Source organism: Pseudomonas sp. 5P_3.1_Bac2, assembly GCF_025465995.1.
GTDB lineage: Bacteria > Pseudomonadota > Gammaproteobacteria > Pseudomonadales > Pseudomonadaceae > Aquipseudomonas.
Map to the genome: position 1 here is coordinate 720,230 of NZ_JANLNY010000006.1, position 23,023 is coordinate 743,252.

The following is a 23,023-nucleotide window of genomic DNA, read 5'->3' on the forward strand; positions in this document are numbered from 1 at the left end:
GCCGCACCTGCTTGAGAGCCTAAACTGCCCGCCATGACTGCCCACCGAATTGGCTTTTTGCTTTGGTCGAGTACCAAACCACTGACTTTGGCCCTGGCCGAAGAAGCCTTGCGTGTCGCCGAGCGCGTGCATCCTGAAGTGACTTACGACTTGCTCTTTCTGCAAGCTGAAGCCCCTGCGCCCGGCGCCTGGCAACTGCCGGGGGAAAACTGGGTAGGCCAGCTGGAGGGCTGCGATAAGCTGTTTTTGCTCGCCGATGAGCCACCAGGGCCACTGCCAGCGGCGCTTTCAACTGCGCTGAAACAGTTGGCGCGCAGCGGTTGCATGGTTGGCGGCGTTGCGGCTGGGGTCTATCCGCTGGCGCAGCTGGGCTTGCTCGATGGCTACCGGGCCTCGGTGCATTGGCGTTGGCAGGATGATTTCAGTGAGCGTTTCCCCAAGGTCATCGCCACCAACCATCTGTTTGATTGGGATCGCGAGCGCTTTAGCGCCTGCGGCGGCATGGCGGTACTGGATCTGCTGCTAGCCTTGCTGGCCCGTGATCACGGCGCTGAGCTGGCTGGTGCGGTATCGGAAGAGCTGGTGGTGGAGCGTATCCGCGAGGGCTGCGAACGCCAGCGCATCCCCCTGCAAAACCGCTTGGGTTCCAGCCATCCCAAGCTGACCCAAGCGGTGTTGCTGATGGAAGCCAATATCGAAGAGCCACTGACCACCGATGAAATCGCCCAACATGTGTGCGTATCGCGACGACAGTTAGAGCGCATCTTCAAGCAGTATCTCAACCGTGTACCCAGTCAGTATTACCTAGAGCTGCGTCTGAACAAGGCGCGCCAGCTGTTGATGCAGACCAGTAAGTCGATCATCCAGATTGGTCTGTCCTGCGGCTTCTCTTCCGGCCCGCATTTCTCCAGTGCCTACCGCAACTTCTTTGGCGCCACGCCACGGGAAGACCGCAATCAGCGGCGTAGCAACAATCCCTTCGAACTCACCCCCACTGTGGCCGAACGCGCTTAAGCCGAATCTTTTCGCGCAAACAAGGCACTGCCGCAACGCGAGCAAAAGGCTGCGGCCTGCTCATGTTTGTTTTTTGCGCAGCTCGGGCAGGCATGTTGCTGTTGCTCAGCACCGCGCATGGCGTTGGACAGCTCGGCGGTGAAGATGCCAGTGGGCACGGCAATAATCGAATAACCCGTGATCATCACCAAGGTTGACAGGGCCTGGCCTAAGGCGGTGCGCGGCACTATATCGCCGAAGCCGACGGTGGTTAGGGTCACCACCGCCCAGTAAATCCCGGTGGGGATGCTGGTAAAGCCATGTTCGGGCCCTTCAATCACGTACATCAAGGTGCCAAACACCGTCACCAAGGTGGCGATGCAGGCGAAGAACACCACGATCTTCTGCTTGCTGGTGCGCAGCGCCGTGAGCAGAAAGTTGGCCTGGCTCAGGTAGGGGCGCAGCTTGAGGATACGGAACACCCGCAACATGCGGATCACCCGGATAATCAGCAGGTACTGCGCGTCGGCATAAAACAAGGCGATGATGCCCGGCAGGATCGCCAATAAGTCGATCAGGCCAAAAAAACTAAAGGCATAGCGCAGTGGCTTGGGCGAGCAGTACAGGCGCAGCAGGTACTCGATGGCGAAGATCGCGGTAAAGAGCCATTCCAGCGCCGTCAGCAGGCCGACGTAGCGTTGATGGATGCTGTCGATACTGTCGAGGATCACCACCGCCAAGCTGGCCATGATGGTCAGCAGCAAATAGCGGTCGAAGCGGGCACCGGCCGGCGTGTCGGTCTGAAAGATAATGACGTACAGGCGTTGGCGTAGTGACTGCGGTGTATCCATAGTGCATAGGGTTCCTTGTGCTTGGCTCAGGACAGCCTAGTTGCCTGGCGGCGTGGTGTCGGCATCGGCAAGGATCAAGATCGCGCGCAGGTCGTTGACGTTGGTGCGCGTCGGCCCGCTGACGATGAGCTGCTGCAGTGCGGCGAAATAACCGTAACCATCGTTGTTATCCAGATAAACACGGCTATTCAGCCCCAGGGCTTGGGCGCGGCTGTAGCTGTCGGGCGTCATCAGCGCGCCTGCGTTATCTTCACTGCCGTCGATACCGTCGGTATCCACTGCCAGGGCATACACGCCAGGCAGACCCTTGAGGCTGTCCGTCAGGCTCAACAGAAACTCGGCATTACGCCCGCCACGACCCGTGCCGCGTACGGTCACGGTGGTTTCCCCGCCGGAGAGAATCACGCAGGGCGCTGCCATGGGTTGGCCGTAACGGCGAATCTGCTTGACGATCGCGGCATGCACCTTGGCGACCTCCCGCGACTCGCCTTCCACGTCGCCCAGGATCAAGGTGTTAAAGCCGCCGGCGCGAGCCGCAGCGGCCGCAGCCTCCAGAGCATCCTGCGGGGTGGCAATCAGCTGATAGTGACTGCGGCTAAGCTGTGGGTCACCAGGCTTGGGCGTTTCTGCCTCAGGACTATTGAGCCAGTCCGTTACGGCGGCGGGTACTGAGATGGCGTAGCGCTTGAGAATATCCAGTGCCTCTTGGCATGTGCTGGGATCAGCCACGCTGGGGCCGGAAGCAATCACGGCTGGATCATCGCCGGGCACATCAGAGATCGCGTAAGTCGTCAGGCTCGCGGGCCAGCAGGCCTTAGCCAGGCGTCCGCCTTTGATCGCCGACAAGTGTTTGCGCACGCAGTTGATCTCGGCAATGCTGGCGCCGCTTCTGAGCAAGGCTTTATTGATGGCTTGTTTATCCGCCAGGCCGATCCCTGCTGCGGGTAACGACAGCAGGGCAGAGCCGCCACCAGAGAGCAGCAACATCACCTGATCGCCTTCTTGCAAGTTGCTGACCAGTTGTAGCACCTGCTTGGCCACGCGCTGCCCTGCGTCATCGGGGATCGGGTGCGCCGCTTCCACCACGCTAATCTTCTGGCAGTTGGCACCATGGCCATAGCGGGTTACCACCACGCCAGTCAGTGGCCCTTGCCAGTGTTGCTCGACCACTTCGGCCATGGCCGCAGCGGCTTTACCGGCGCCGATCACAATCAAGCGCGAGCTGCGCTCTTGGGGCAGATAGGCTGGCAGCACATGGCGTGGATGGGTGGCCCGCAGGGCGCTGGCGAATAGCTCATCTAACAGTTGCTTCGGATCAAACGACATAGAGTCTCCGCGGTCATAGAGGTGCAGCTTGGTGACTAGCCCAGTGCTGGCAGGGTAAACCGCGCCTAAGCCTTGGGGCAATTAACCGGCATTGGGCCAGCAATCATGACTGGCGCTGCTAATTACTATTGTTGAGAGTGGCTGGCGGCACGGCGCGGATATTTGCGCCAATGCCCCAGTGTTTAACCGGCGCAGAGGTGTGCAGCCATGCTAGCCTGCTAAGGCCAGTTGCGCTGTTGTAAAGTGCGGGCCAGTTGGTTGCTGTGTACCTGGTTCGGCTGATCAGCCTTATGCGTTACCGCTTGACCTTGGGCTTCAGGAGATAAGCCGTGAGTGAGCAGTTAATCGACCCCTTTGGGCGGCGTATCACCTACCTACGTTTATCGGTCACTGATCGATGTGATTTCCGTTGTACCTACTGCATGAGTGAAGACATGCAGTTCGCCCCACGCTCGCAAATCCTCAGTTTGGAAGAGTTGTACAACGTGGCGGACGCTTTTATCGGCTTGGGCGTTAAGCGTATTCGCATCACCGGCGGTGAACCGCTGGTGCGTAAGAACCTGCTCAGCCTGCTCAATCGTTTGGGCGCACGTAGCGAGCTGGAAGACTTAGCCATCACCACCAATGGCTCGCAACTGCACAATCAGGCTCAGCTCCTGCGTGAGGCAGGGGTGAAACGGCTGAATATCAGTCTCGACTCCCTGCAACGTGAGCGCTTCGCCGCCTTTACCCGGCGCGATCAGTTGACGCAGGTCTTAGCCGGTATTGAAGCCGCGCGCAGTGCCGGCTTTAGCAAAATTAAGCTTAACAGCGTGGTGCAAAAGGGCCGTAACGACGATGAGGTGATCGAACTCCTGGAGTTCGCCATGGCCCGTGGAATGGACATCAGCTTTATCGAGGAAATGCCTTTAGGCAGTATCTCCAGTCACCAGCGCGAGCAGACCTTCTGCTCCAGCGATGATGTGCGCCAGTTGATTGAGCAGCGCTACGACTTGGTCCGCAGCAGTAAGCTCACTGGCGGTCCGTCGCGCTATTGGCAGGTAGTGGGCAGTGCTACCCAGGTCGGTTTTATTTCCCCCCATAGCCATAATTTTTGTGGCGACTGCAACCGGGTGCGGGTCACCGCTGAAGGCAAATTGGTGCTGTGCTTAGGCCATGAGAATGCCCTGGATCTGAAGGGCTTAATGCGCCGCTATCCAGGTGACACTGAGCGTTTGCGTAGCGCCATCGCTGAATCGCTACGGCTGAAGCCTGAACGTCACCACTTTGCCGTGGAGGAACAGGTTCAAGTGCTGCGCTTTATGAGCGTGACCGGCGGTTAAACGAAATAAAAAAGGAGCCCATGGTGGCTCCTTTTTTCTTCGGCAATGAACTGCCCTTAGAAGTGGTACTTGACCAAGGCTTGCACAGCGGTTTGGTTAAAGCTGCCGCCAGAGCCGTCTACCGGCTTGAGGCCGTATTTATTGCGCCACATGTTCAGCTCGGTGCCGACGTAGAGTTTGCGCTCTTGATTGAACAGCGCCTTGCCTGCGTCCCATTTGATTTGAATCGACGAGCCGATGTTGCTTTGCGTGTTGGCATCGCGCGATGGACTGCGCCAGTCGATGTAACCGTCGATCAGGAAGCTTTGCTCACCAATGGCGAAGGGGAACGCACCGACCACGGTAAGCTGGGTGGCGTAGCCGTTGCCGACGCTACTGGCTTGGTAGTCGTGATCGAAGTAGATGTGGTTGTTGATTTTGACCCGGTACAGGTTGGTCTGCAGGTAGTTGAAGCCTGGAACAGCCCAGTCCAAGCCCAGGCCGTACAGGTAGTTTTCGGTGGTTGGGCCGCCATTGCCTTTCTCATAGGTAAAGGCGGCTTTCACATCCTTGATCGGACCGAAGGACAGGTCTTGACCGGTCAGCCAACTGAGGCTGACGCGTGGAGAAAACTCCATGTAGTAGAAGTGGCTCTTTTCCTTCACCGACAAGTTGCCGTAGTTGCTGCCACGGGCCTGTAAGTTGTCGCCGATCACGTAGTCGAAGAAGAAAAACGTATCGCCCCATACCCAGCCGCTGGCGTTTTCCAGGGTGAAGGTGGTTTGCGAGGCGTGTTCTTCAGCATTGTTGTTCATGCGCTGAAAGTTGTCGCCGTACAGGTAGGTCAGGCTGGTGTCCTGCCACAGCAGATAGTCGTCGGCGAAACTGGCCTCGGCACTGACAAAGCCACCGCAAATGGCCAAGGAGTGGGCGAGGTAACGCGGGAGTGGCAAGCGGGTCATTACGGGTCCTTAGTGCAGCTCCATTGCTGAACGCCACGCCCGTTGTGAGGCGCGGTCACAGTGGTGTAGAGGCGGCTGTGTGGCCGCTCAGAATGGAGTGTTGCGGTGCTGGTGGTTGGCAGTTAAAAGGGAACAGCCATACGCCCTAGGTATGGCGCTGCGTACCGGGTTGGCCTGATGCTTACCCCCATACGAAGCCAAGCTGAGCCTGCTGGCAGGCCGAGCCGTGGTCAATTTTGCGGCGCAAGCTTAAAGGGCTAAGTCCCTGGGGGGAATAGCCAAGAGCAATTACAGGCCCAATGGCACTATTGGCTCTGTCTAAGCGATAGCTGCCTTGCTGCTTGTTTTAACTTTGCCTGAGTCGGCGCTGGCCGGCGCTGTGCGGGTTGCCACTGCACTGGCTGCCACACTGTCCCAGCTCAGCATGATCTGGCTGATGGCTGTTTCCAGTACATCGATGGCGACGCCATCGCGGGTCTGAATCGACAGGCCCATCAAGAACGAGACAAAGAGCGACGCAAAGGCGCTGACATTGATGCTGCTGGGTAAATCGCCCAGATCTACCGCCCGTTGTACGCAGTGCTCAAAGGCTTGGCGGGTGAGGGCGCGTTGTTCAGCGAGCAACTGCTGGATCTGGGCATGCTCAGGCGAGCAGGCGCTGGCAGAAATCACCATCAAGCAGCCGGCAGGATGATCGCATTCTGTCTGCATCTGCGCGGAGCGGCGCAGCGCCGTCTCCATCGCCTGGCGCGGTGCTAGCTGGTCATCCCACAGGCTGTCGGCGACATGCCCATGGCTTTTGATGTAGTGCTGCACCACTTCGCGAAACAGCTCTTCTTTGGAGCCAAACGCCGCATAAAAACTGGGTGCGCTAATGCCACCACCGATATTGGCCTTGAGCATGGCCAGTGAGGTGGAGTCATAGCCGTGCTCCCAAAACAGGTGCATAGCCTGTTGCAGCGCGGCTTCACGATCAAAAGTGCGGGGGCGCCCCATCTTCGCCATGGCAAATTCCTCCGATTTAGATACCGATCAGTACATAAGTGGTTGACGGCCTCATGCGGCTCTGACTAGATATATACCAAGCAGTATATTTATCAACGGTAGGCATCATAGCAGGAGTTACAGATATGGGTTCTCTAACTGGAAAAGTCGCATTGGTCACTGGTGGTAGTCGCGGTATTGGTGCGGCAATCGCCAAGGCTCTAGCAGCCGAAGGTGCGGATGTGGCCATCACCTATGCGCAATCTGCGGACAAGGCTGAGGCCGTAGTGGCCAGCATTCGCCAGCAGGGCCGGCAAGCGCAGGCAATTCAGGCGCAAGCCAGCGATGCCCGGCAGGTTATTGCTGCCGTTGACCAAGTGGTGGAAGAGTTTGGCCGCCTGGATATTTTGGTCAATAACGCCGGTAATCTGTTGCGCGGCACCATCGACACTCTGGAGTTGGAAGACTTCGACCGTACCTTCTTGGTCAACGTCAAAGCCGTCTACGCCGCAATTTTGCAGGCTGCCAAGTACCTGCCGGAAGGTGGACGCATCATCAGCATCGGGAGCTGCATCGGCACCCGGACCACCCGCGCAGGCTCCAGCCTTTATGCAGCGAGCAAATCGGCCTTGGTGGGGCTGACCAAAGGCGTAGCGCGCGACTTAGGCGGGAACGGGGTGACGGTTAACTTGATCCAGCCTGGGCCCATCAATACCGACATGAATCCGGCCGATGGTCCCTCCAGCAGTGTGTTGTTAGCCAAGTTGGCGGTACCCACATACGGCAGCGCCGAGCAAGTGGCCGCGACCGTCGTGCATCTGGCCAGCCCAAGCTCCGGCTATATCACCGGTTCGGTAATTGATGTGGATGGCGGTTTTAACGCCTAAGTAATGGGTTGCATCGCCTCGGCTGCTTAGTCGCGCTGATGGACTAAGCGGCCAGCGGCAAAGGTCTGCTGGATCACGCGATCATCGCCGAGCATGATCAGGGCGAACAGTTTTTCGGCCAGGCTGCTGGCCTGTTGCAAGCGGTACTTGAGTAAGGGGGTGGCGTGGTAATCCAGTACGACGAAGTCGGCCTCTTTGCCGCGGGTGAAGTTGCCGATCTTATCGTCGAGGTACAGTGCTTTCGCGCCGCCCAGAGTCGCTAGGTACAGAGACTTGAACGGATCAAGCTTTTGCCCTTGTAACTGCATGACCTTATAGGCTTCGTTAAGCGACTGCAGTTGGTTGAAGCTGGTACCAGCGCCCACATCGGTACCCAACCCGACGCGCACGCCCTGTTGTTCCATCTTGTGCAGATCAAACAAGCCACTGCCCAGAAACAAGTTCGAAGTAGGGCAGAAGGCCACCGCTGAGCCTGTCTCGGCCAGGCGCTGACATTCTTCATCACTCAGATGCACGGCGTGGGCAAACACCGCGCGTTGGCCGATCAGCTGATAGTGGTCGTAGACATCCAAATAGCCTTTGCGCTCAGGGAACAAGGACTTCACCCAGGCTATTTCATCGCGGTTTTCCGAGAGGTGGGTGTGCATGTACAGGTCGTTGTACTCATTGAACAGCTGGCCGGCTAAACGCAACTGTTCGGGGCTGCTGGTCGGGGCAAAGCGTGGGGTTACGGCGTAGTGCAGACGGCCCTTGCCGTGCCAGCGCTCGATCAGCTCTTTGCTCTGCGTATAGCCACTTTCAGGTGTGTCGGTCAGGTAGTCCGGAGCATTGCGATCCATCAACACCTTGCCGGCGATCATGCGCAGATCCCATTTCGCGGCTTCGGCAAAGAAGGCGTCTACTGACTGCTTGTGCACGCTGGCGAAGACCAGTGCTGTGGTGGTGCCGTTACGCAGCAGTTCCTTGATGAAGAACTCTGCGACGGCTTGCGCATGCTGTGGGTCAGCGAACTGGCGTTCAGTGGGGAAGGTGTAGGTATTGAGCCAATCCAACAGCTGCTCACCGTAGGAGGCGATCATCCCGGTTTGCGGATAATGGATATGGGTGTCGATAAAGCCTGGGGTTATCAAGGCGTTGGGGAATTCAACCAGTGGCACATCACCCAGGCTAGGCAGCAGTTCGGCAGCTGCGCCGACCTTAACCACACGTCCCGCCTCAACCAGCAGCACACCATCAGCAAAATACTCATAGGATTGCTCAACGCCGACTACGTTCGGGTCGTCAAGGCTGTGCAGGATCGCGGCGCGATAGGCTTGGGTCGGGTGATTCATGCTCTACTCAATCAGTCACAAAAGGGTTTACAGCGCCCAGCCTAAACCATCAGGCAAGAGTTTGCAGAAGCGCGAGCCTGCTCACACAAGCAGAGTTGTCCAACTCGTAAAGGCTGCTTCGTTCAAGAACCATGTATGAGGCAAGCCTTTATCAATATTCGTTACATGAACTGCGCCAAATATGTCGAACAATCTATTTGTTTAATTGACCGATGAGACTATTCTCAACATAGATATATAAGTTCTGGTGTTGGGATTTGAGCTAAATGAGAGTTGTCTTTTTGGGCTAGTACTTATGTGGCGTTATGTATTTACACCATTTGGGTGATTGTCTGGCATGTTAACTAATCGGACAATCTTACTTTCACTGAAAAAGATTGTGGGTTTGCTTGATGCTCATAAGATTTTTTTTCAGAAAAACCCTCTAGCTTCGGGGTTTCAGGCCGATTTGTAAGTTCGGGATTTCTAGCCGGTCCGGGTATTAATTTCGTGTTAATACGTGAGCTAGTTACTTGAAATGCCTAATGCTTTAGTTACAAATCGTTGCTTAAATTAAGGGTTTAAGGGTGCTCAGGGGCTGTAATGCCCTGTGTTACACTTTCTTCTTCGCTGAACCGCCAGATCCAGCCTGGTGCAGGCTCAAGTCGAACCCGCATTTAAATCCTCACTCGAACACACAAACCGAAGGATCCAACAGATGTTCAAGGCACCGGATAGCCTCGCCGAGCAAATTGCTCATCACCTAGCGGAACGTATTATCAGCGGCGAAATGAAGGCCCGTGAAAGGGTTCAAGAACAAAAAGTTACTCAAGCACTTAATGTCAGTCGTGGCTCAGTGCGAGAGGCTCTGTTGATATTAGAGCGCCGTCATTTAGTGGTCATTCCTCCGCGCCGTGGTGCCCACGTGGCTGAGTTGACCCCCCATAATGTCAAAAGCCTCTACAGTCTGATGGCTGAGTTGTACATCATGCTGCTCAATGCCGTGGCGGATAACTGGCAAAACGAAGCAGAGCTGGCGCCATTCAAAACCATTAATGAGCGTTTGCTCGTCAGCCAGCAACAGGAAGAGCTGTCTAACTTTGTCGATGCTACGTTCTCAATCGTTCGTTCAACCTACAGCTTTGCCAACAACCCATACTTGCAAAGTACCGTGGAAGACCTGATGCCGGCGATTCGCCGTACTTATCACCTGTCTTTGTCCAAGGCCGGCAGCGAGATGGGCAAATTCCTGCAGACCTACGCAGGTTTGATCCAGGGGATTGTCGAACGGAATCATCAGCAGATCCGCGAAGTATTGCTAGAATATGCCGAGCATAATTGCCAGCTTGTGCTGGCGGCATTGGCAGAGGCCTAAGGATGGCAGTACATGCGGCTCAAGTGCATCAAGCTGGCCGGTTTTAAATCCTTCGTAGATCCAACCACTGTCACCTTCCCCAGTAACATGGCGGCGGTGGTGGGCCCCAACGGCTGCGGTAAGTCAAACATCATTGACGCCGTGCGTTGGGTTATGGGCGAAAGCTCGGCGAAGAACCTGCGTGGCGAGTCGATGACCGATGTCATCTTCAATGGCTCGAATACACGCAAACCGGTAACCCAAGCTTCGATTGAGCTGGTTTTCGATAACTCGGATGCGACCCTGACCGGGGAGTACGCCGGTTACAACGAAATTTCCATCCGCCGCAAAGTGACTCGCGACAGCCAAAACACTTATTTCCTTAACGGAACTAAGTGTCGGCGTCGCGACATCACCGACATCTTTCTTGGCACAGGTCTGGGCCCGCGCAGCTACTCGATCATCGAGCAAGGGATGATCTCCAAGCTGATTGAGGCCAAGCCCGAAGACCTGCGCAATTTTATCGAAGAAGCCGCCGGCATCTCCAAATACAAGGAGCGCCGCCGCGAGACCGAGAACCGCATTCGCCGCACCCACGAAAACTTGGCGCGTCTGACTGACCTGCGCGAAGAGCTGGAGCGGCAACTGGAACGCCTGCACCGCCAGGCCCAGTCGGCGCAGAAATATCAGGAATACAAAGCCGAAGAGCGTCAGCTCAAGGCGCAGCTGACGGCTTTGCGCTGGCAAGCCTTAAATGATCTGGTCGGCCAGCGCGAGGCGGTGATCAGTAACCAAGAGGTCAGCTTTGAGGCCTTAGTGGCCGAGCAGCGTAATGCTGATGCCAGCATCGAGCGCCTGCGCGACAGCCATCATGAGCTCAGCGAAAGTTTTAACTTGGTGCAAGGCCGTTTTTATTCGGTGGGTGGCGATATCGCCCGGGTCGAGCAAAGCATCCAGCATGGTCAGCAGCGTTTGCGCCAATTGCAGGATGACTTGCGTGAGGCCGAACGCTCCCGTCAAGAAACCGAGTCGCATTTGGGCCATGACCGCACCTTGTTAGCCACGTTGGCTGAAGAGTTGGCCATGCTGGCGCCGGAGCAGGAACTCAGCGCAGCAGCGGCTGAAGAGTCAGCGGCGGCGTTGGAAGAGTCCGACAGCGCCATGCAGTTGTGGCAAGAGCAGTGGGACAGCTTCAACCAGCGCAGTGCCGAGCCCAGACGGCAGGCCGAAGTGGCGCAATCGCGTATCGCGCAGTTAGAGCAGAGCCTAGAGCGAGTGGCCGAGCGTCAACGGCGTTTGAACGATGAGCTGCAGCAGCTGGCGGCCGATCCAGAAGACGCTGCCATCATCGAATTGGGCGAGCAAATAGCCGCCGGTGAAATCACCCTGCAAGAAGTGCAGTTTGCTGAAGAACAGCAAGCCGTGCAGCTCCTGCAACTGCGCCGTGATATCGAACACAGCGCTCAGACGCAGCAGCAAGCACAGGGTGAACTGCAGCGCTTAAATGGCCGTTTGGCCTCGCTGGAAGCCTTACAGCAAGCTGCTCTGGATCCTGGCAAGGGCGCCAGCGAGTGGCTCAGTCAACAGCAACTCAGTGCACGGCCACGTTTGGCTGAAGGCCTGCGGGTCGAGCCAGGGTGGGAGCTGGCGGTGGAAACCGTGTTGGGCGCCGATCTGCAGGCCGTGTTGGTGGATGATCTGCGCGGGTTGGACTTCAGCAGCCTGAGCCAAGGCGATGTGCGCTTGGTTAATGGCGGTCAAACCGCTTCGCGCGTGGCTGGCAGCCTGCTCGATAAGGTCGAGGCCAATGTCGATCTGGCGCCTTGGCTGGCAAAGGTGAAACCGGTCGAGAGTCTCGATCAGGCGTTGGCCGCGCGCAGTCAGTTAGGCGCCGACGAGAGCCTGATCAGCCGTGATGGTTATTGGTTGGGGCGCAACTTCTTGCGCGTGCGCCGCGCCAGCGAAACCCAAAGCGGTGTGCTGGCCCGTGGCCAAGAGATTGAACAGTTAGGCCTGGAGCGTGAAGAGCGCGAGGCGGCTTTGGCTGTGCTGGATGAGCGCTTGCAGCAACTTAAAGACAGCCAGCGCGTTCAGGAAGAACAACGTGAGCAGTTGCGCCGCCAAGGCCAGGAGCAGGCGCGGCGTTTAGCCGAACTCAAAGCGCAACTGTCGGCCGGGCAAGCCAAGGTCGAGCAACTGTTGCTGCGTCGTGAGCGCTTGCAGCATGAGCTCGATGAGGCTGCCGAACAGCGTGCGGTTGAGCATGAGCAACTGGGTGAAACCCGTCTGCAATTGCAAGATGCCCTGGACTGCATGGCCAATGACACCGAGGAGCGTGAGCGGCTGATGCTCGCTCGCGATAGTTTGCGCGAACAGCTGGACCGGGTGCGTCAAGAAGCGCGTCAGCACAAAGACCAGACTCATCAGCTGGCCGTGCGCTTAGGCTCCCTGCAAGCCCAGCATGATTCCACGCAGCAGGCGCTAGAGCGTTTACATCTGCAAGCCGAACGCCTGCATGAGCGCCGTGAGCAACTGAGCCTGAACTTGGAAGAGGGCGCTGCGCCGCTGGAAGAGCTGCGCATGAAGCTGGAAGAACTGCTGGAAAAACGCATGGCCGTCGACGACGAGCTGAAACTGGCGCGTTTAGCGCTGGAAGATGCCGATCGCGAATTGCGTGACGCCGAGCGCCGCCGTACCCAAGCCGAGCAGCAGGCGCAGTTGTTGCGCGGCCAGTTGGAACAGCAGCGGATGGACTGGCAGTCCCTCAGCGTGCGGCGCAAAACCTTGCAAGATCAATTACTGGAAGACAATTACGACCTGCATGGCGTGCTAGAAACGTTGCCGGCCGAGGCCACCGAGGCGGCTTGGGAAGAAGAGTTGGAGCGTATGGCTGGGCGGATTCAGCGCTTGGGCCCGATCAACTTGGCGGCAATTGATGAATACGAACAGCAGTCTGAGCGTAAACGCTACCTCGACGCGCAAAACGCCGATCTTGTGGAAGCGCTGGATACTTTAGAAAACGTCATTCGCAAAATCGACAAAGAAACCCGCAATCGCTTTAAAGAAACCTTCGATCAAATTAACGGCGGTTTACAGGCGTTGTTCCCCAAGGTTTTTGGTGGCGGCAACGCTTATTTGGAACTTACCGGAGAAGACTTGCTCGATACCGGGGTAACCATCATGGCGCGGCCACCGGGTAAGAAGAACAGTACCATCCACTTGCTGTCTGGTGGCGAGAAGGCGTTGACGGCACTGGCTTTGGTATTTGCCATCTTTAAACTCAATCCCGCGCCGTTCTGTATGCTCGATGAGGTGGACGCGCCGCTGGATGATGCCAACGTGGGTCGTTACGCCAAGTTGGTTAAGGAAATGTCTGAAACCGTGCAGTTTATCTATATCACCCACAATAAAATCGCCATGGAGATGGCGGATCAGTTGATGGGCGTGACGATGCACGAGCCCGGTTGCTCGCGTTTGGTTGCGGTGGATGTGGAGGAGGCTCTGGCGCTGGTTGAGGCCTGATCGGCAGGTTCAGTGCACAGGCGGTGTAAAGTTGTCTTTTGTCGTGCTAGTTTAATGCGCACTATTATTAGATGTGACGTCTCAATTTGTGAAAGGCCAGTCAGAACATAGGCTTGGCGTCACGTAAAAGAATTAGCAAAATGAGCCGCAGAGGCCTTTTTTCAGCATATTTATTAGGGGTTAGGGTATTACATGGAATTCGGTCTGCGCGAGTGGCTAATTGTCATTGGCATTATTGTTATCGCAGTCATTCTGGTTGATGGCTGGCGCCGTATGCGTGGCGGTAAAGGGAAGCTGAAATTTAAGCTTGATCGCAGTTTTGCCAACGTCCCCGATGAAGAAACCGATCCGGGCTTAATCAGCTCGCCGCGAGTGGTCGACCGCAACAATGAACCGTCGTTGGATGAAGAAGACCTGCCGTCGTTGAGCGCCCGTGAGCTTAATCGTCGTCGCAACAGCAACCCGAACGAGCCGCAACAAGGCGACCTCAACCTGGGTTTGGATGAGCCTGTGCCCACGCTGCTCAACCCAGTAGATGAAGAAAAGCCAAGCAAGGCGGCTAAGTCGGGGGCTGGCAAAAAAGATAAAGAGCCAAGTCACGACTTGGGCAAAGAGTTGCCCCCGGTTGAAGAAGTGCTGGTGATTAACGTTATCGCCCGTGACGAGGCGGGTTTTAAAGGCCCGGCGTTGCTGCAAAATATTCTGGAAAGCGGTCTGCGTTTTGGCGAGATGGATATCTTCCACCGCCACGAAAGCATGGCCGGTAATGGCGAAGTGCTGTTCTCCATGGCTAACGCGCTGAAGCCCGGTACTTTTGATTTGGATGACATTGAAGGGTTCAGCACTCGAGCGGTGAGTTTCTTCCTCGGTATGCCCGGCCCGCGTCACCCGAAACAGGCGTTTGATGTGATGGTCGCCGCGGCGCGCAAGTTAGCCCATGAGCTCAATGGCGAACTGAAAGACGACCAACGTAGCGTGTTGACCGCACAAACCATCGAACATTACCGTCAGCGCATCGTCGAATACGAACGCAAGCAGCTAACCAATAAACGCTGAGTTATCCGCTAAAAATAAAGAGCAGCTCCGGCTGCTCTTTTTGTTTGAGAAAGATTGGTATGACCGACACCTTGCCTGCCCAAGCGCGTATCGAAGAGCTACGCCGCGAAATTAATCAGCACAACCACAACTACCATGTGCTGGATGCTCCGAGCATTCCGGATGCCGAATACGACCGTTTGTTTCGTGAGCTACAAGCCTTAGAGGCGGCTCACCCCGAGTGGGTTAGCGCCGACTCACCGACCCAGCGGGTCGGTGCACAAGCCCTCAGCGCTTTTGGCGAAGTGCAGCATGAAGTACCCATGCTGAGCCTTGGCAACGGATTCAGCGATGAGGATTTAAGCGACTTTGATCGCCGCGTTAGCGAAGGTTTGAACTTGCCCGCCGGAGACCTGTTTAGCAGCGCTACCGTGCAGTACAGCTGTGAGCCTAAGTTGGATGGCCTGGCCGTCAGTTTGCTGTATCAAGATGGGGTCTTGGTGCGTGGGGCTACCCGTGGCGATGGCAGCACCGGTGAGGACATCACCAGCAATGTGCGCACGGTGCGCAATATCCCCCTCAAGCTCAGTGGCAGCGGCTGGCCCAGCGTGCTGGAGGTGCGGGGTGAGGTGTACATGCCCAAGGCCGGCTTTGATGCGCTCAACGAGCGGCAGCTGGAGCAGGGCGGCAAGACCTTCGCTAACCCGCGCAACGCCGCAGCTGGCAGCCTGCGCCAGCTGGACCCGAAAATCACCGCGCAGCGCCCGTTGGAGTTCTGTTGCTACGGCTTAGGCCTGGTCCAGGGCGGCGAATTAGCCGCCACCCACGTGGCAGTGCTGGAGCAGCTTAAAGGCTGGGGCATGCCGATCAGTCGCGAACTCAAGCTGGCCAATGGCATCAGCGAGTGCATGGCTTATTACCGTGATATCGGCGCGCGGCGTATGCAGTTGGCCTATGACATCGACGGCGTGGTGTTTAAGGTCAATAACCTCGAAGACCAGCAGCAATTAGGCTTTCGCGCCCGCACCCCGCACTGGGCTCTGGCGCAGAAGTTTCCGGCCCAGGAAGAGCTCACCGAGCTGCTCGATGTGGAGTTCCAAGTCGGTCGTACCGGCGCGGTCACGCCGGTGGCGCGGTTGAAGCCGGTGCAGGTGGCCGGGGTCACGGTGTCCAACGCTACGTTGCACAATATGGATGAAGTGGCACGGCTGGGCCTGATGATTGGCGATACAGTGATTATTCGTCGCGCTGGCGATGTGATCCCACAGGTCATGCAGGTGCTGCTGGAGCGCCGGCCAGCTGATGCGCGGGCCGTGCATATTCCCGAGCAGTGCCCGGTGTGCGGCTCGGCGGTAGAGCGCACCCAGTTGATCAAACGCAGCAAGGGCAAGGCCACCACCAGCGAAGGCTCGGTTTACCGCTGTGTGGGCCGCCTCAGCTGTCAGGCGCAGCTTAAGCAGGCCATCATCCATTACGCGTCACGCCGGGCCTTGGATATCGAAGGTTTGGGCGACAAGATCGTCGAGCAGCTGGTCGATGAAGGCTTGGTCCGGTCGCCTGCCGATCTGTATAGCCTGCAATACGATCAGGTCGTGGGCCTGGAAGGCTTTGCCGATCTGTCCACACGCAACCTGCTGGCCGCCATCGCGGCAAGCAAGCAACCGGCTCTGGCACGCTTTATCTACGCCCTGGGTATCCCAGATGTGGGTGAGGAGACAGCCAAGCTGCTGGCCCGCGCTTTAGGCTCGCTGTCGCGTATCCAACAGGCGCTGCCTGAAGTGCTGACCTGGCTGCCGGATGTGGGCAGCGAAGTGGCCCATGAAATCAGCCACTTCTTTGCCGACGCGCATAACCAGGAAGTGATTAAGGCTCTGCTTGAGCGTGGTGTGCAGTTGCAGGAAGAGGGCGAGCTGCATGCTGAGTTTGCCGCCTGCGCCAGTTTCGCTGAGTTTATTGACCGCTTAGGTATCGCCCATATCGCCGCCACCGGTGCGCAAAAGCTGGTCGATAAATACCCAAGCCTGGAGGCTGTGCTGGAGCTGGCCCAAGATTGGCTGTCGCTCTCGGTGTTTAAGGGGCTAAACGAAAAGGCCAAGCAATCGCTGCGCGAGTTCTTCGCTAATCCTGACAACGTGGCGCGGGCGCAAGCTATCGAGGCGCAGCTGCGCGAGTTTGGTATGCACTGGCACAGCGAGCAGCGGGTGGTCAGTGGCTTGCCCTTGATGGGGCAGACTTGGGTGCTGACCGGCACGCTGGAGCAGATGAGTCGCGATCAGGCCAAGGACAAGCTGGAAAGCCTGGGCGCTAAGGTGGCAGGTTCGGTATCGAGTAAAACCACCTGTGTGGTGGCGGGCCCCGGTGCCGGTTCCAAGTTGGCTAAGGCTAGCCAGTTGGGGGTGGCGGTGATGGATGAGGAGCAATTCCTCGCCGCATTGGCCGGTTACGGCCTGAATTAAGGCGCTTGGCTAAGGCCGCCAGCGACTGGCGGCCTTAGCCCGGCAGTTAGTCGCCGCGGTACACACAGCCACTGGTGCAGGTTTCGTGGATGCGGATCTGCGACAGCTCAGGCAACAGAGGCTTGAGCTCCTGCCAAATCCACTTAGCCAGCACTTCGCTGGTGGGGTTTTCCAGCCCTGGAATATCGTTCAGGTAGTTGTGGTCGAGGCGCTCGTAGATCGGCTTAAAGATGGCCTTGATCTCGGAGAAGTCACGAATCCAGCCTGTGTACGGATCGACCTGGCCTTCGATATGGATCGCGACCTTAAACGAGTGGCCATGCAGGCGGCCGCATTTGTGCCCGTCCGGCACGTGGGGCAGGCGGTGGGCCGCCTCGAACATAAACTCTTTAAACAATTCCACAACAATTCTCTCTGCTGCTACCCGGCGCCAGCGCCGTTAAAGGCGCGAATGGTAGCAGTTCAGCGCCGGCTTACCGAGTACCACAGAGCAATGTTGCTGGCTTTAGGGCTGATTGCGCTCCAGTCGATAGCTGCTCACGGCCTCATAGACGGCTTTACGCAGGCGATTGATGCCACCGATAGGGCGGTGCTCGGGCAGCGCATGCCAGGGGTTAAACGACAGGTTATCGCACATCAGGTTTTGCTCGCGGCTGTCGAAGTCCTGACCCGGGACAAAGATGCTCGCCACGGTTTGAAACGGCGCCTGGCTCTCTTGCCACTGCACGCTGGTGTCTTCGATTGGCATGTACAGCTGCGGGTTTTGCACCTGCACTTGCAGGGCGAAGCAGGCCGGTGCGCGGTCTAGGGACAGTTGCTGATACAGGGCGGCGCGGAGGAAGTTCGGCAGTTGCTGATTTTGCTCGGGCACTTGGTAATCCGGGCATGCCTGTGGCTCTGGGGTCACCCGATACTTGATGTTGTGCTCGCCGAGTTTAAACGGTGCGATGGAGTTGTAGGTGGTGGCAAGCGGGCTCTGCGGCGCGGCAGACAGCGTCTGCAAGGCGATGATCAAGTGGCGGACTTCCCAGGTGCGCGGATCCCAACTGGGAAAGAACGCCAAGACCTTCTGGCCATTGGCCTGGGCAGCGAAATTGCTTTTGTACTCGGCCACATCGCGCACGAAAAACGTCGTGTTATTGAACATCACGAAGTCTTGTTCCGTGCTGTGCGCCGCGCCACCGCTGAGTTTGGCTCCAGGCACGTCGAGCAGCTTGAGGGCCATGCCACGGGCGTCGCGCACACGGTCAAATTGCGGGTAAGCATTGCCGTTGGACAGACGCATCCAGGCTTGCCAGGTCTTGCCTGGCTCGGCGAATACACCACGTTGCAGACTGGCCGGCAACTGCGGGCTGACGGTGACTTGCGCGCGCACGCAGCCATGGGCCTTGGCATGGGCATCGCGCAGCACGCGGGTGTTGTCGCGGTGTTGTTCAACCACACGGATGGCGTCTTCGATGATGCTTTGGGTGAGTGCGGCTTCTGCCGGTGGAATGTGTTCCTCAGTGGACACCGGGCCGGAGAATTTCCACCCGTAGTAGAGGCTACCGATTAACCAACCACCAAGGCCGAGCAGCAGCACCAGCAGCAACAACTTGCCGAGAACACGGCCCAACCACAGCCAGAGTGACTTAAACATGCGAGGCTCCTTTAAAGCTGCGTGGCGGGTTGGCAAACCGGACCCGGATTCCAGGGTTTGGCGCTAACTGGGGTGAGTTGTTGCTCAAGCTCAGCATTGCCGAGCACCTTGAGATACTCGACCAAGGCCCAACGCTCAGCGGGGGCTAAGGCGCGGCCAATCACGCCATTGCCGCGGCAGCCGGCGCGGAATTCATGGCCGAAATTGCTGTTGCCGGTTTGGCGGGTATCAAACAGAAAGCCGCCTTTAAAGGGCTGGCTGTGAAAGCCCACCTGCTTGGGATCAAACTCAAAGTCGCCGAGCCAAAACTGGCTTTGCCGCTCAGCGACCGGCGACAACAGTTGGAAGAGAGTCGGCACCGAGCCGTTATGCAAGAACGGCGGAGTCGCCCAAATGCCGTCCAGCGGGCGGGCCTTGTAGCCGCGAATCTCCTGCACCGCGATCGGCAGATCGTAGCCATTCATTTGCCCTTGCTGAGCCGGGCTAATACCTGCATCCGCGTAAGCGCGCTTCTCCACGTAAGCGGTGATGTAAGCCAGGCCTTTGGCGCTGGAGATCGATCTGAGATCCAGGCTGTTGACGTCCGCATCCTTGAGCTGGACGTTCAACTGCTTAAGCTCATCGAGGTTCCAGCCCAGCTTGCTCAGATCAAAGCGATGGTCGGCGATGTTATCGGCAGCAGTCGAGTCAGTGCCGATCACGCTGGTGGGCACGATCTTCATCAGCCATTGCGGATCACGACCGCTGGCCGCGCTCTGCTGCGGATCAGCCACATGGGGCGCGTGGCAGTAAGCGCAGTTTTCCGTAAACAGGGCGCGGCCTTGGCTGGCCAGGGGCAGATCGATTGGCGCAAACAGCTGCTGCGGCCAGGTCGGCGGCTTGAGCTGTTGCAGGGTGTTTTCCAGCTTATGCAGCTCTTGCACGCGCACGCTGGAGGCGTAGCGGTCATCTTCGTTTACGGGCTTACCGTCATCTTCAAACAGGTGCACGGTGGCGCCCACACCCAACGCCTCGCCGATGTTACGGGCCATCGGCTGCATGGCCGAGCCGTTCCACTGTACCCAATCGAATTTCCAGATGTCCCACAGATGCGGGTAGCTCACCGGTGCGTTGGCGACATGGTAGTTACTGGGGTCGATACCATCACCAAACACCGTGTTGGCGATGCGGCCAAAGGCATCGGTGCGGCCCAAGCCTTCCTGGGTGGGATAGAGGCCGCGCCACCAATCGTTGCGGGCGGTACCGAGTAGGCGCGAGAGCACGGCTTGGAAGTCGTTCCGCAGCTGTTTCTTTTGCTTCGCGCTGTAGTTCTCGCCGAGCACGCTATGGGCGAAGCGATTGAACTTAAGCGGGTTGACGTAGGTGAAGAGCATGCTCATGCCCAGCGCTTGGCCGAAGCTGCCGCCGCGCACAGTTGGCACCGTACTGGCTAAGGAGTGCATGGCCGCGCCACCGTCGATACGCACGGCTTGGCCTTTATAGCGCAGCTCGCCGGTGTGGCAAGCGGCGCAGGTGATATCTAGATAGTGTTTGCCGCTTTCCGGGTCTTTGTGTTGGGAGAAGCCCAGCGGTAAGTTGCCGGGATTGAGCGCGCTGGCTTGTTGCTTGGGATCGACCAGAAAGCCAAAGCGCGCCAAGTATTCCGGGCGGGCGAATTTGTCTTGGCTGAAGGGCAATTCCAGGGCGGTGAACCAGTTATAGCGCAGGCCTTTTACTTGCACGCCTTGGGGCGTGTAGTAATAGGTTTGGCGCTGTTCGTCTGTCCACTGCTCAGGGTAATGGACTTGGCTGGGCGGCTGATACTCGGCCAGGTTTGGGTTGGCGACGTAGTACAGCAGCACGGCCAGAACAATGAGAACGAGTACAAGGAGGGTTTTACAAACACGGCGGACGATGCCCATGGGTTGGTCCTGTTGGCGTTTTTATTATTCTTTCGCTTATGCCAACAACTGGTTTTAATGGCAAGTCGCTATTGCAGTGCCTGCTAGCCAGTACCGGTAGTTATAAAGTGTGTGTGATTTTTTTGTGCGGCACTTCGCGTTTTGCTCGTCGTTAGCCCTTAACGGCCAGCTCGCACGGCTCCGCCAGCCACTGCTCAACACAAGCCAGTGCCTGCTGGCTGCGCTGTGCCCAGTCGCCATTAATGCCAATAAAATGCTGCTGATGGCGGATCAGCCAGCTTTGGCACTGCTGGTAAAAATCCCAACGCTGGGCCAGCTCCGGTTGACAGCGTTGCCCGTCATCCAGCCAAGGCACATCGCGCGGATCAAGCAGCAGGTGCAGGTGATAGTCGCGCGCCAAGAGCGCCGGCTCCATCCAGCTCGGGCAGGCGTTGAACAGAACCTGGCTCCAGAGGATGTTGCTTAACAGGTGGGTGTCGAGAATTAGCAGCTCGGGTCGCTGCGCGCGGGCCGCATCTTCCCAGGCCAGCTGACCGCGGGCGATGGCCTCGATATCGGCATAGCAGGTGTCGCGCTGTTCTTGCTCAATAAAGTGACGCACGTACTCGCCGACGATCAAACCGCCAAAGCGCGCTTGGAGCTGCTGGCTTAACCAGCTTTTACCGGTGGACTCTGGCCCGGTCAGCACCAGGACCTTCATGCCGGCACCAGCGCGCGGTCGCGTTGCCAGCTGCGCCAACCATGTATCGCTAATAAGGTGAACAGGCCATAGAGCGCGGCGGTTAAGTACAACTCTTGTTGCACGAACAGGGCGACAAAGAGGCTGTCGAGTACGATCCACAGCAGCCAGCACTGCACGCGTTTCTGCGCCATCCATACCTGCGCCACGAGGCTGAAGGCGCTTAAGCTGGCGTCCTGCCAAGGAGCGGCCGCATCGGTAAAGGTCGCCATCAGATAACCGAGGATAAGCGCACCGAGTCCGCCGCAGAGGAGTCCCGCGCCAAGGCCGCTAAGGCTTAAGCGACTGACCACTACACCGGCTTGCTGGGCGCCGCCGCGAGTCCACTGCCACCAGCCATAGGCCTGCAGCAAGGCGTAAACGCCCTGCAACAACATGTTGGAATAGAGCTTGCCGTCAAAGAAGATCCAGCCGTACATGATTACCATGACTAAGCCGATGGGCCAGCACCATGGATTCTGCCTTACGGTTAGGTAAACCGAGATGACGCCGATGGCTGCTGCGATGATTTCTAGGGGAGACATAGGTAAAGCCTGATGGAGTTGTAAACAGTGTAAGGCTTAACGCTTATGCCCGGGAAATGCGCTTGCTGAGTGGCTTTATGCTATTGGAATGCCGATATACTGCGCGCCTACTTAGGAGAGTCCTTGTGCTTTGCTCCATTTCCAGACTGCTGATGGCAGCGATTTTTGCCTTGTGGGCGCAGATTAGTTTTGCTTCGCCCCAGAGTCATGTGGTCACGCCGAAGCCAGCCGCTAAGGTGGTATTCCTCAGTCCTGGGTACTCGGATGAGGAGTTCTGGCTCAGCTATATCGATTTTATGCAGGCCGCTGCTGATGATCTGGATATGCAGCTCGAGGTGGTCCACGGTGAGCGCAGCAGCGAGCTCCTGCTCAGTGAAGCGCGCAAAATACTGACCTCTAAGGAACAGCCAGATTACCTGTTGTTCGTCAATGAACTGAGCGTGGCGCCGGAGCTTTTGCGTATTTATGCCGACAGCTCCATCAAGCTGTTCTCCTTGCACAGCACCCTCACCGATGATCAGCAAGATATTATTGGCGGCACCCGTGGCCGCTACAGCAATTGGATCGGCAGCTTAGTCGCCAATGATGAGCAAGCCGGCTACATCGCAGCCAAGGCGCTGATCAGTGAGTTGCAGGGCCAGCCAGCCTCGTTGTTGGCATTTGCCGGGGTGCGTAATACGCCTAACTCCAGTTTGCGGGCTAAAGGCCTTAAGCGAGCTTTACACGAACACCCTGAGATCAAGTTGCAGCAGATGGTGTATGGCGAATGGAGCCGGCAGCGCGCCTATGAACAGGCGAAGTTATTGCTGCCGCGCTATCCCAATGTGCGCTTGGTCTGGTCGGCCAATGATCAGATGGCCTTCGGGGTGATGGATGCGGCGCAAGAGCAGGGTAAGGTCCCAGGTAAGGACTTACTGCTGTCGGGCATCAATAACTCACAGGAAGTATTTCAGGCTCGTCTCGATGGACGCTTGAGTGTGCTGGTGGGCGGTCACTTCACCTTAGGTGGCTGGGCCATGGTGATGTTGCACGATTACCACAAAGGTAAGGATTTTGAACTGCGCGGCGGTAAGGATCGGCTCGACCCGCTATTTACTGTGCTCAACCCTGAGCAGGTGCGGCGCCTGCAACAGCGCTTAAATAGGCCGGGCTATGGCCTTGATTTTCGCCAGTTCAGCTCGGTCTACCATGAAGACATGCAGAACTATAATTTCTCGCTGCAACCCTTGCTGGATTGAC

The 23,023-nt window shown here is 57.5% G+C and carries 18 protein-coding genes; 8 read left to right on the top strand and 10 right to left on the bottom strand.

All coding sequences use genetic code 11. The features are described 5' to 3' along the window. Positions 1-33: 33 nt before the first annotated feature. A complete protein-coding gene (argR, locus tag NTD81_RS07665) occupies positions 34-1,014 on the top strand; it encodes a transcriptional regulator ArgR (RefSeq protein ID WP_262181191.1) in 981 nt (326 codons plus the stop codon). Here the strand turns inward: argR and NTD81_RS07670 are convergent. Then, complete coding sequence (locus NTD81_RS07670; protein ID WP_262181194.1) at positions 1,011-1,844, bottom strand: ion transporter; 834 nt, start codon at positions 1,842-1,844, stop codon at positions 1,011-1,013. The two genes, argR and NTD81_RS07670, sit on opposite strands and share 4 nt — an antisense overlap. A gap of 36 nt (positions 1,845-1,880) precedes the next feature. Further along, positions 1,881-3,170: a glycerate kinase gene (locus tag NTD81_RS07675; RefSeq protein ID WP_262181196.1), complete on the bottom strand. Its 1,290-nt coding sequence runs from the start codon at positions 3,168-3,170 to the stop codon at positions 1,881-1,883. A gap of 329 nt (positions 3,171-3,499) precedes the next feature. On the opposite strand from NTD81_RS07675, the gene moaA reads away from it, so the two are divergent. Then, positions 3,500-4,492, top strand: a complete 993-nt coding sequence (gene moaA / locus NTD81_RS07680) for a GTP 3',8-cyclase MoaA (protein WP_262181198.1) — start codon at positions 3,500-3,502, stop codon at positions 4,490-4,492. A gap of 56 nt (positions 4,493-4,548) precedes the next feature. Here the strand turns inward: moaA and NTD81_RS07685 are convergent, their stop codons facing one another. Together NTD81_RS07685 and NTD81_RS07690 are read right to left on the bottom strand one after the other, a co-directional pair. Further along, positions 4,549-5,433 (bottom strand): outer membrane protein OmpK, encoded by an 885-nt coding sequence (locus NTD81_RS07685; RefSeq protein WP_262181200.1) that lies wholly within the window; start codon positions 5,431-5,433, stop codon positions 4,549-4,551. Positions 5,434-5,751: 318 nt separating this feature from the next. Continuing rightward, positions 5,752-6,438: a TetR/AcrR family transcriptional regulator gene (locus NTD81_RS07690; protein ID WP_262181203.1), complete on the bottom strand. Its 687-nt coding sequence runs from the start codon at positions 6,436-6,438 to the stop codon at positions 5,752-5,754. Between the two features lie 125 nt (positions 6,439-6,563). Here NTD81_RS07690 and NTD81_RS07695 point away from each other — a divergent pair, with 125 nt between their 5' ends. After that, positions 6,564-7,304: an SDR family NAD(P)-dependent oxidoreductase gene (locus NTD81_RS07695; protein ID WP_262181204.1), complete on the top strand. Its 741-nt coding sequence runs from the start codon at positions 6,564-6,566 to the stop codon at positions 7,302-7,304. Between the two features lie 26 nt (positions 7,305-7,330). Here the strand turns inward: NTD81_RS07695 and guaD are convergent, their stop codons facing one another. Next, positions 7,331-8,635, bottom strand: coding sequence for a guanine deaminase (gene guaD / locus NTD81_RS07700; protein ID WP_262181207.1), 1,305 nt, complete (start codon positions 8,633-8,635; stop codon positions 7,331-7,333). Between the two features lie 697 nt (positions 8,636-9,332). Here guaD and NTD81_RS07705 point away from each other — a divergent pair. The 4 genes from NTD81_RS07705 to ligA all read left to right on the top strand — a co-directional run bounded on the left by NTD81_RS07705 (position 9,333) and on the right by ligA (position 16,981). Continuing rightward, positions 9,333-9,989, top strand: a complete 657-nt coding sequence (locus NTD81_RS07705; RefSeq protein ID WP_262181210.1) for a GntR family transcriptional regulator — start codon at positions 9,333-9,335, stop codon at positions 9,987-9,989. 12 nt (positions 9,990-10,001) lie between these two features. After that, positions 10,002-13,490, top strand: coding sequence for a chromosome segregation protein SMC (gene smc, locus NTD81_RS07710; protein ID WP_262181214.1), 3,489 nt, complete (start codon positions 10,002-10,004; stop codon positions 13,488-13,490). Positions 13,491-13,682: 192 nt separating this feature from the next. Then, a complete protein-coding gene (gene zipA, locus NTD81_RS07715; RefSeq protein ID WP_262181217.1) occupies positions 13,683-14,546 on the top strand; it encodes a cell division protein ZipA in 864 nt (287 codons plus the stop codon). Between the two features lie 59 nt (positions 14,547-14,605). Next, on the top strand, positions 14,606-16,981 hold the full coding sequence (gene ligA, locus NTD81_RS07720) for an NAD-dependent DNA ligase LigA (RefSeq protein WP_262181220.1): 2,376 nt from the start codon (positions 14,606-14,608) through the stop codon (positions 16,979-16,981). Between the two features lie 46 nt (positions 16,982-17,027). On the opposite strand, the gene queD is transcribed toward ligA, so the two are convergent. The 5 genes from queD to pnuC all read right to left on the bottom strand — a co-directional run bounded on the left by queD (position 17,028) and on the right by pnuC (position 21,784). Beyond that, positions 17,028-17,384, bottom strand: a complete 357-nt coding sequence (queD, locus tag NTD81_RS07725; protein WP_262181223.1) for a 6-carboxytetrahydropterin synthase QueD — start codon at positions 17,382-17,384, stop codon at positions 17,028-17,030. A gap of 102 nt (positions 17,385-17,486) precedes the next feature. Continuing rightward, entirely contained in the window at positions 17,487-18,620 is a 1,134-nt protein-coding gene (locus tag NTD81_RS07730; protein WP_262181226.1) for a catalase family protein, read from the bottom strand. Positions 18,621-18,631: 11 nt separating this feature from the next. Further along, a complete protein-coding gene (locus tag NTD81_RS07735) occupies positions 18,632-20,521 on the bottom strand; it encodes a c-type cytochrome (protein ID WP_262181229.1) in 1,890 nt (629 codons plus the stop codon). Between the two features lie 151 nt (positions 20,522-20,672). Next, positions 20,673-21,221: an AAA family ATPase gene (locus NTD81_RS07740; protein ID WP_262181232.1), complete on the bottom strand. Its 549-nt coding sequence runs from the start codon at positions 21,219-21,221 to the stop codon at positions 20,673-20,675. Beyond that, positions 21,218-21,784 carry a nicotinamide riboside transporter PnuC gene (pnuC, locus tag NTD81_RS07745; RefSeq protein WP_262181235.1) on the bottom strand — a complete coding sequence of 189 codons (567 nt, stop codon included), beginning with the start codon at positions 21,782-21,784 and terminating at the stop codon, positions 21,218-21,220. The genes NTD81_RS07740 and pnuC overlap by 4 nt, the downstream gene beginning before the upstream one ends. A gap of 152 nt (positions 21,785-21,936) precedes the next feature. Here pnuC and NTD81_RS07750 point away from each other — a divergent pair, with 152 nt between their 5' ends. Continuing rightward, a complete protein-coding gene (locus NTD81_RS07750; RefSeq protein WP_262181237.1) occupies positions 21,937-23,022 on the top strand; it encodes an ABC transporter substrate-binding protein in 1,086 nt (361 codons plus the stop codon). The last annotated feature ends 1 nt before the right edge of the window (position 23,023 follow it).

Excerpts from the sequence above, each read along its gene's own strand:
- argR (WP_262181191.1), top strand. The coding sequence starts at position 34 with ATGACTGCCCACCGAATTGGCTTTTTGCTTTGGTCGAGTACCAAACCA.
- NTD81_RS07670 (WP_262181194.1), bottom strand. The coding sequence starts at position 1,844 with ATGGATACACCGCAGTCACTACGCCAACGCCTGTACGTCATTATCTTT.
- NTD81_RS07675 (WP_262181196.1), bottom strand. The coding sequence starts at position 3,170 with ATGTCGTTTGATCCGAAGCAACTGTTAGATGAGCTATTCGCCAGCGCC.
- NTD81_RS07685 (WP_262181200.1), bottom strand. The coding sequence starts at position 5,433 with ATGACCCGCTTGCCACTCCCGCGTTACCTCGCCCACTCCTTGGCCATT.
- NTD81_RS07690 (WP_262181203.1), bottom strand. The coding sequence starts at position 6,438 with ATGGCGAAGATGGGGCGCCCCCGCACTTTTGATCGTGAAGCCGCGCTG.
- NTD81_RS07695 (WP_262181204.1), top strand. The coding sequence starts at position 6,564 with ATGGGTTCTCTAACTGGAAAAGTCGCATTGGTCACTGGTGGTAGTCGC.
- guaD (WP_262181207.1), bottom strand. The coding sequence starts at position 8,635 with ATGAATCACCCGACCCAAGCCTATCGCGCCGCGATCCTGCACAGCCTT.
- NTD81_RS07705 (WP_262181210.1), top strand. The coding sequence starts at position 9,333 with ATGTTCAAGGCACCGGATAGCCTCGCCGAGCAAATTGCTCATCACCTA.
- smc (WP_262181214.1), top strand. The coding sequence starts at position 10,002 with ATGCGGCTCAAGTGCATCAAGCTGGCCGGTTTTAAATCCTTCGTAGAT.
- zipA (WP_262181217.1), top strand. The coding sequence starts at position 13,683 with ATGGAATTCGGTCTGCGCGAGTGGCTAATTGTCATTGGCATTATTGTT.
- ligA (WP_262181220.1), top strand. The coding sequence starts at position 14,606 with ATGACCGACACCTTGCCTGCCCAAGCGCGTATCGAAGAGCTACGCCGC.
- NTD81_RS07730 (WP_262181226.1), bottom strand. The coding sequence starts at position 18,620 with ATGTTTAAGTCACTCTGGCTGTGGTTGGGCCGTGTTCTCGGCAAGTTG.
- NTD81_RS07735 (WP_262181229.1), bottom strand. The coding sequence starts at position 20,521 with ATGGGCATCGTCCGCCGTGTTTGTAAAACCCTCCTTGTACTCGTTCTC.
- NTD81_RS07740 (WP_262181232.1), bottom strand. The coding sequence starts at position 21,221 with ATGAAGGTCCTGGTGCTGACCGGGCCAGAGTCCACCGGTAAAAGCTGG.
- pnuC (WP_262181235.1), bottom strand. The coding sequence starts at position 21,784 with ATGTCTCCCCTAGAAATCATCGCAGCAGCCATCGGCGTCATCTCGGTT.
- NTD81_RS07750 (WP_262181237.1), top strand. The coding sequence starts at position 21,937 with ATGGCAGCGATTTTTGCCTTGTGGGCGCAGATTAGTTTTGCTTCGCCC.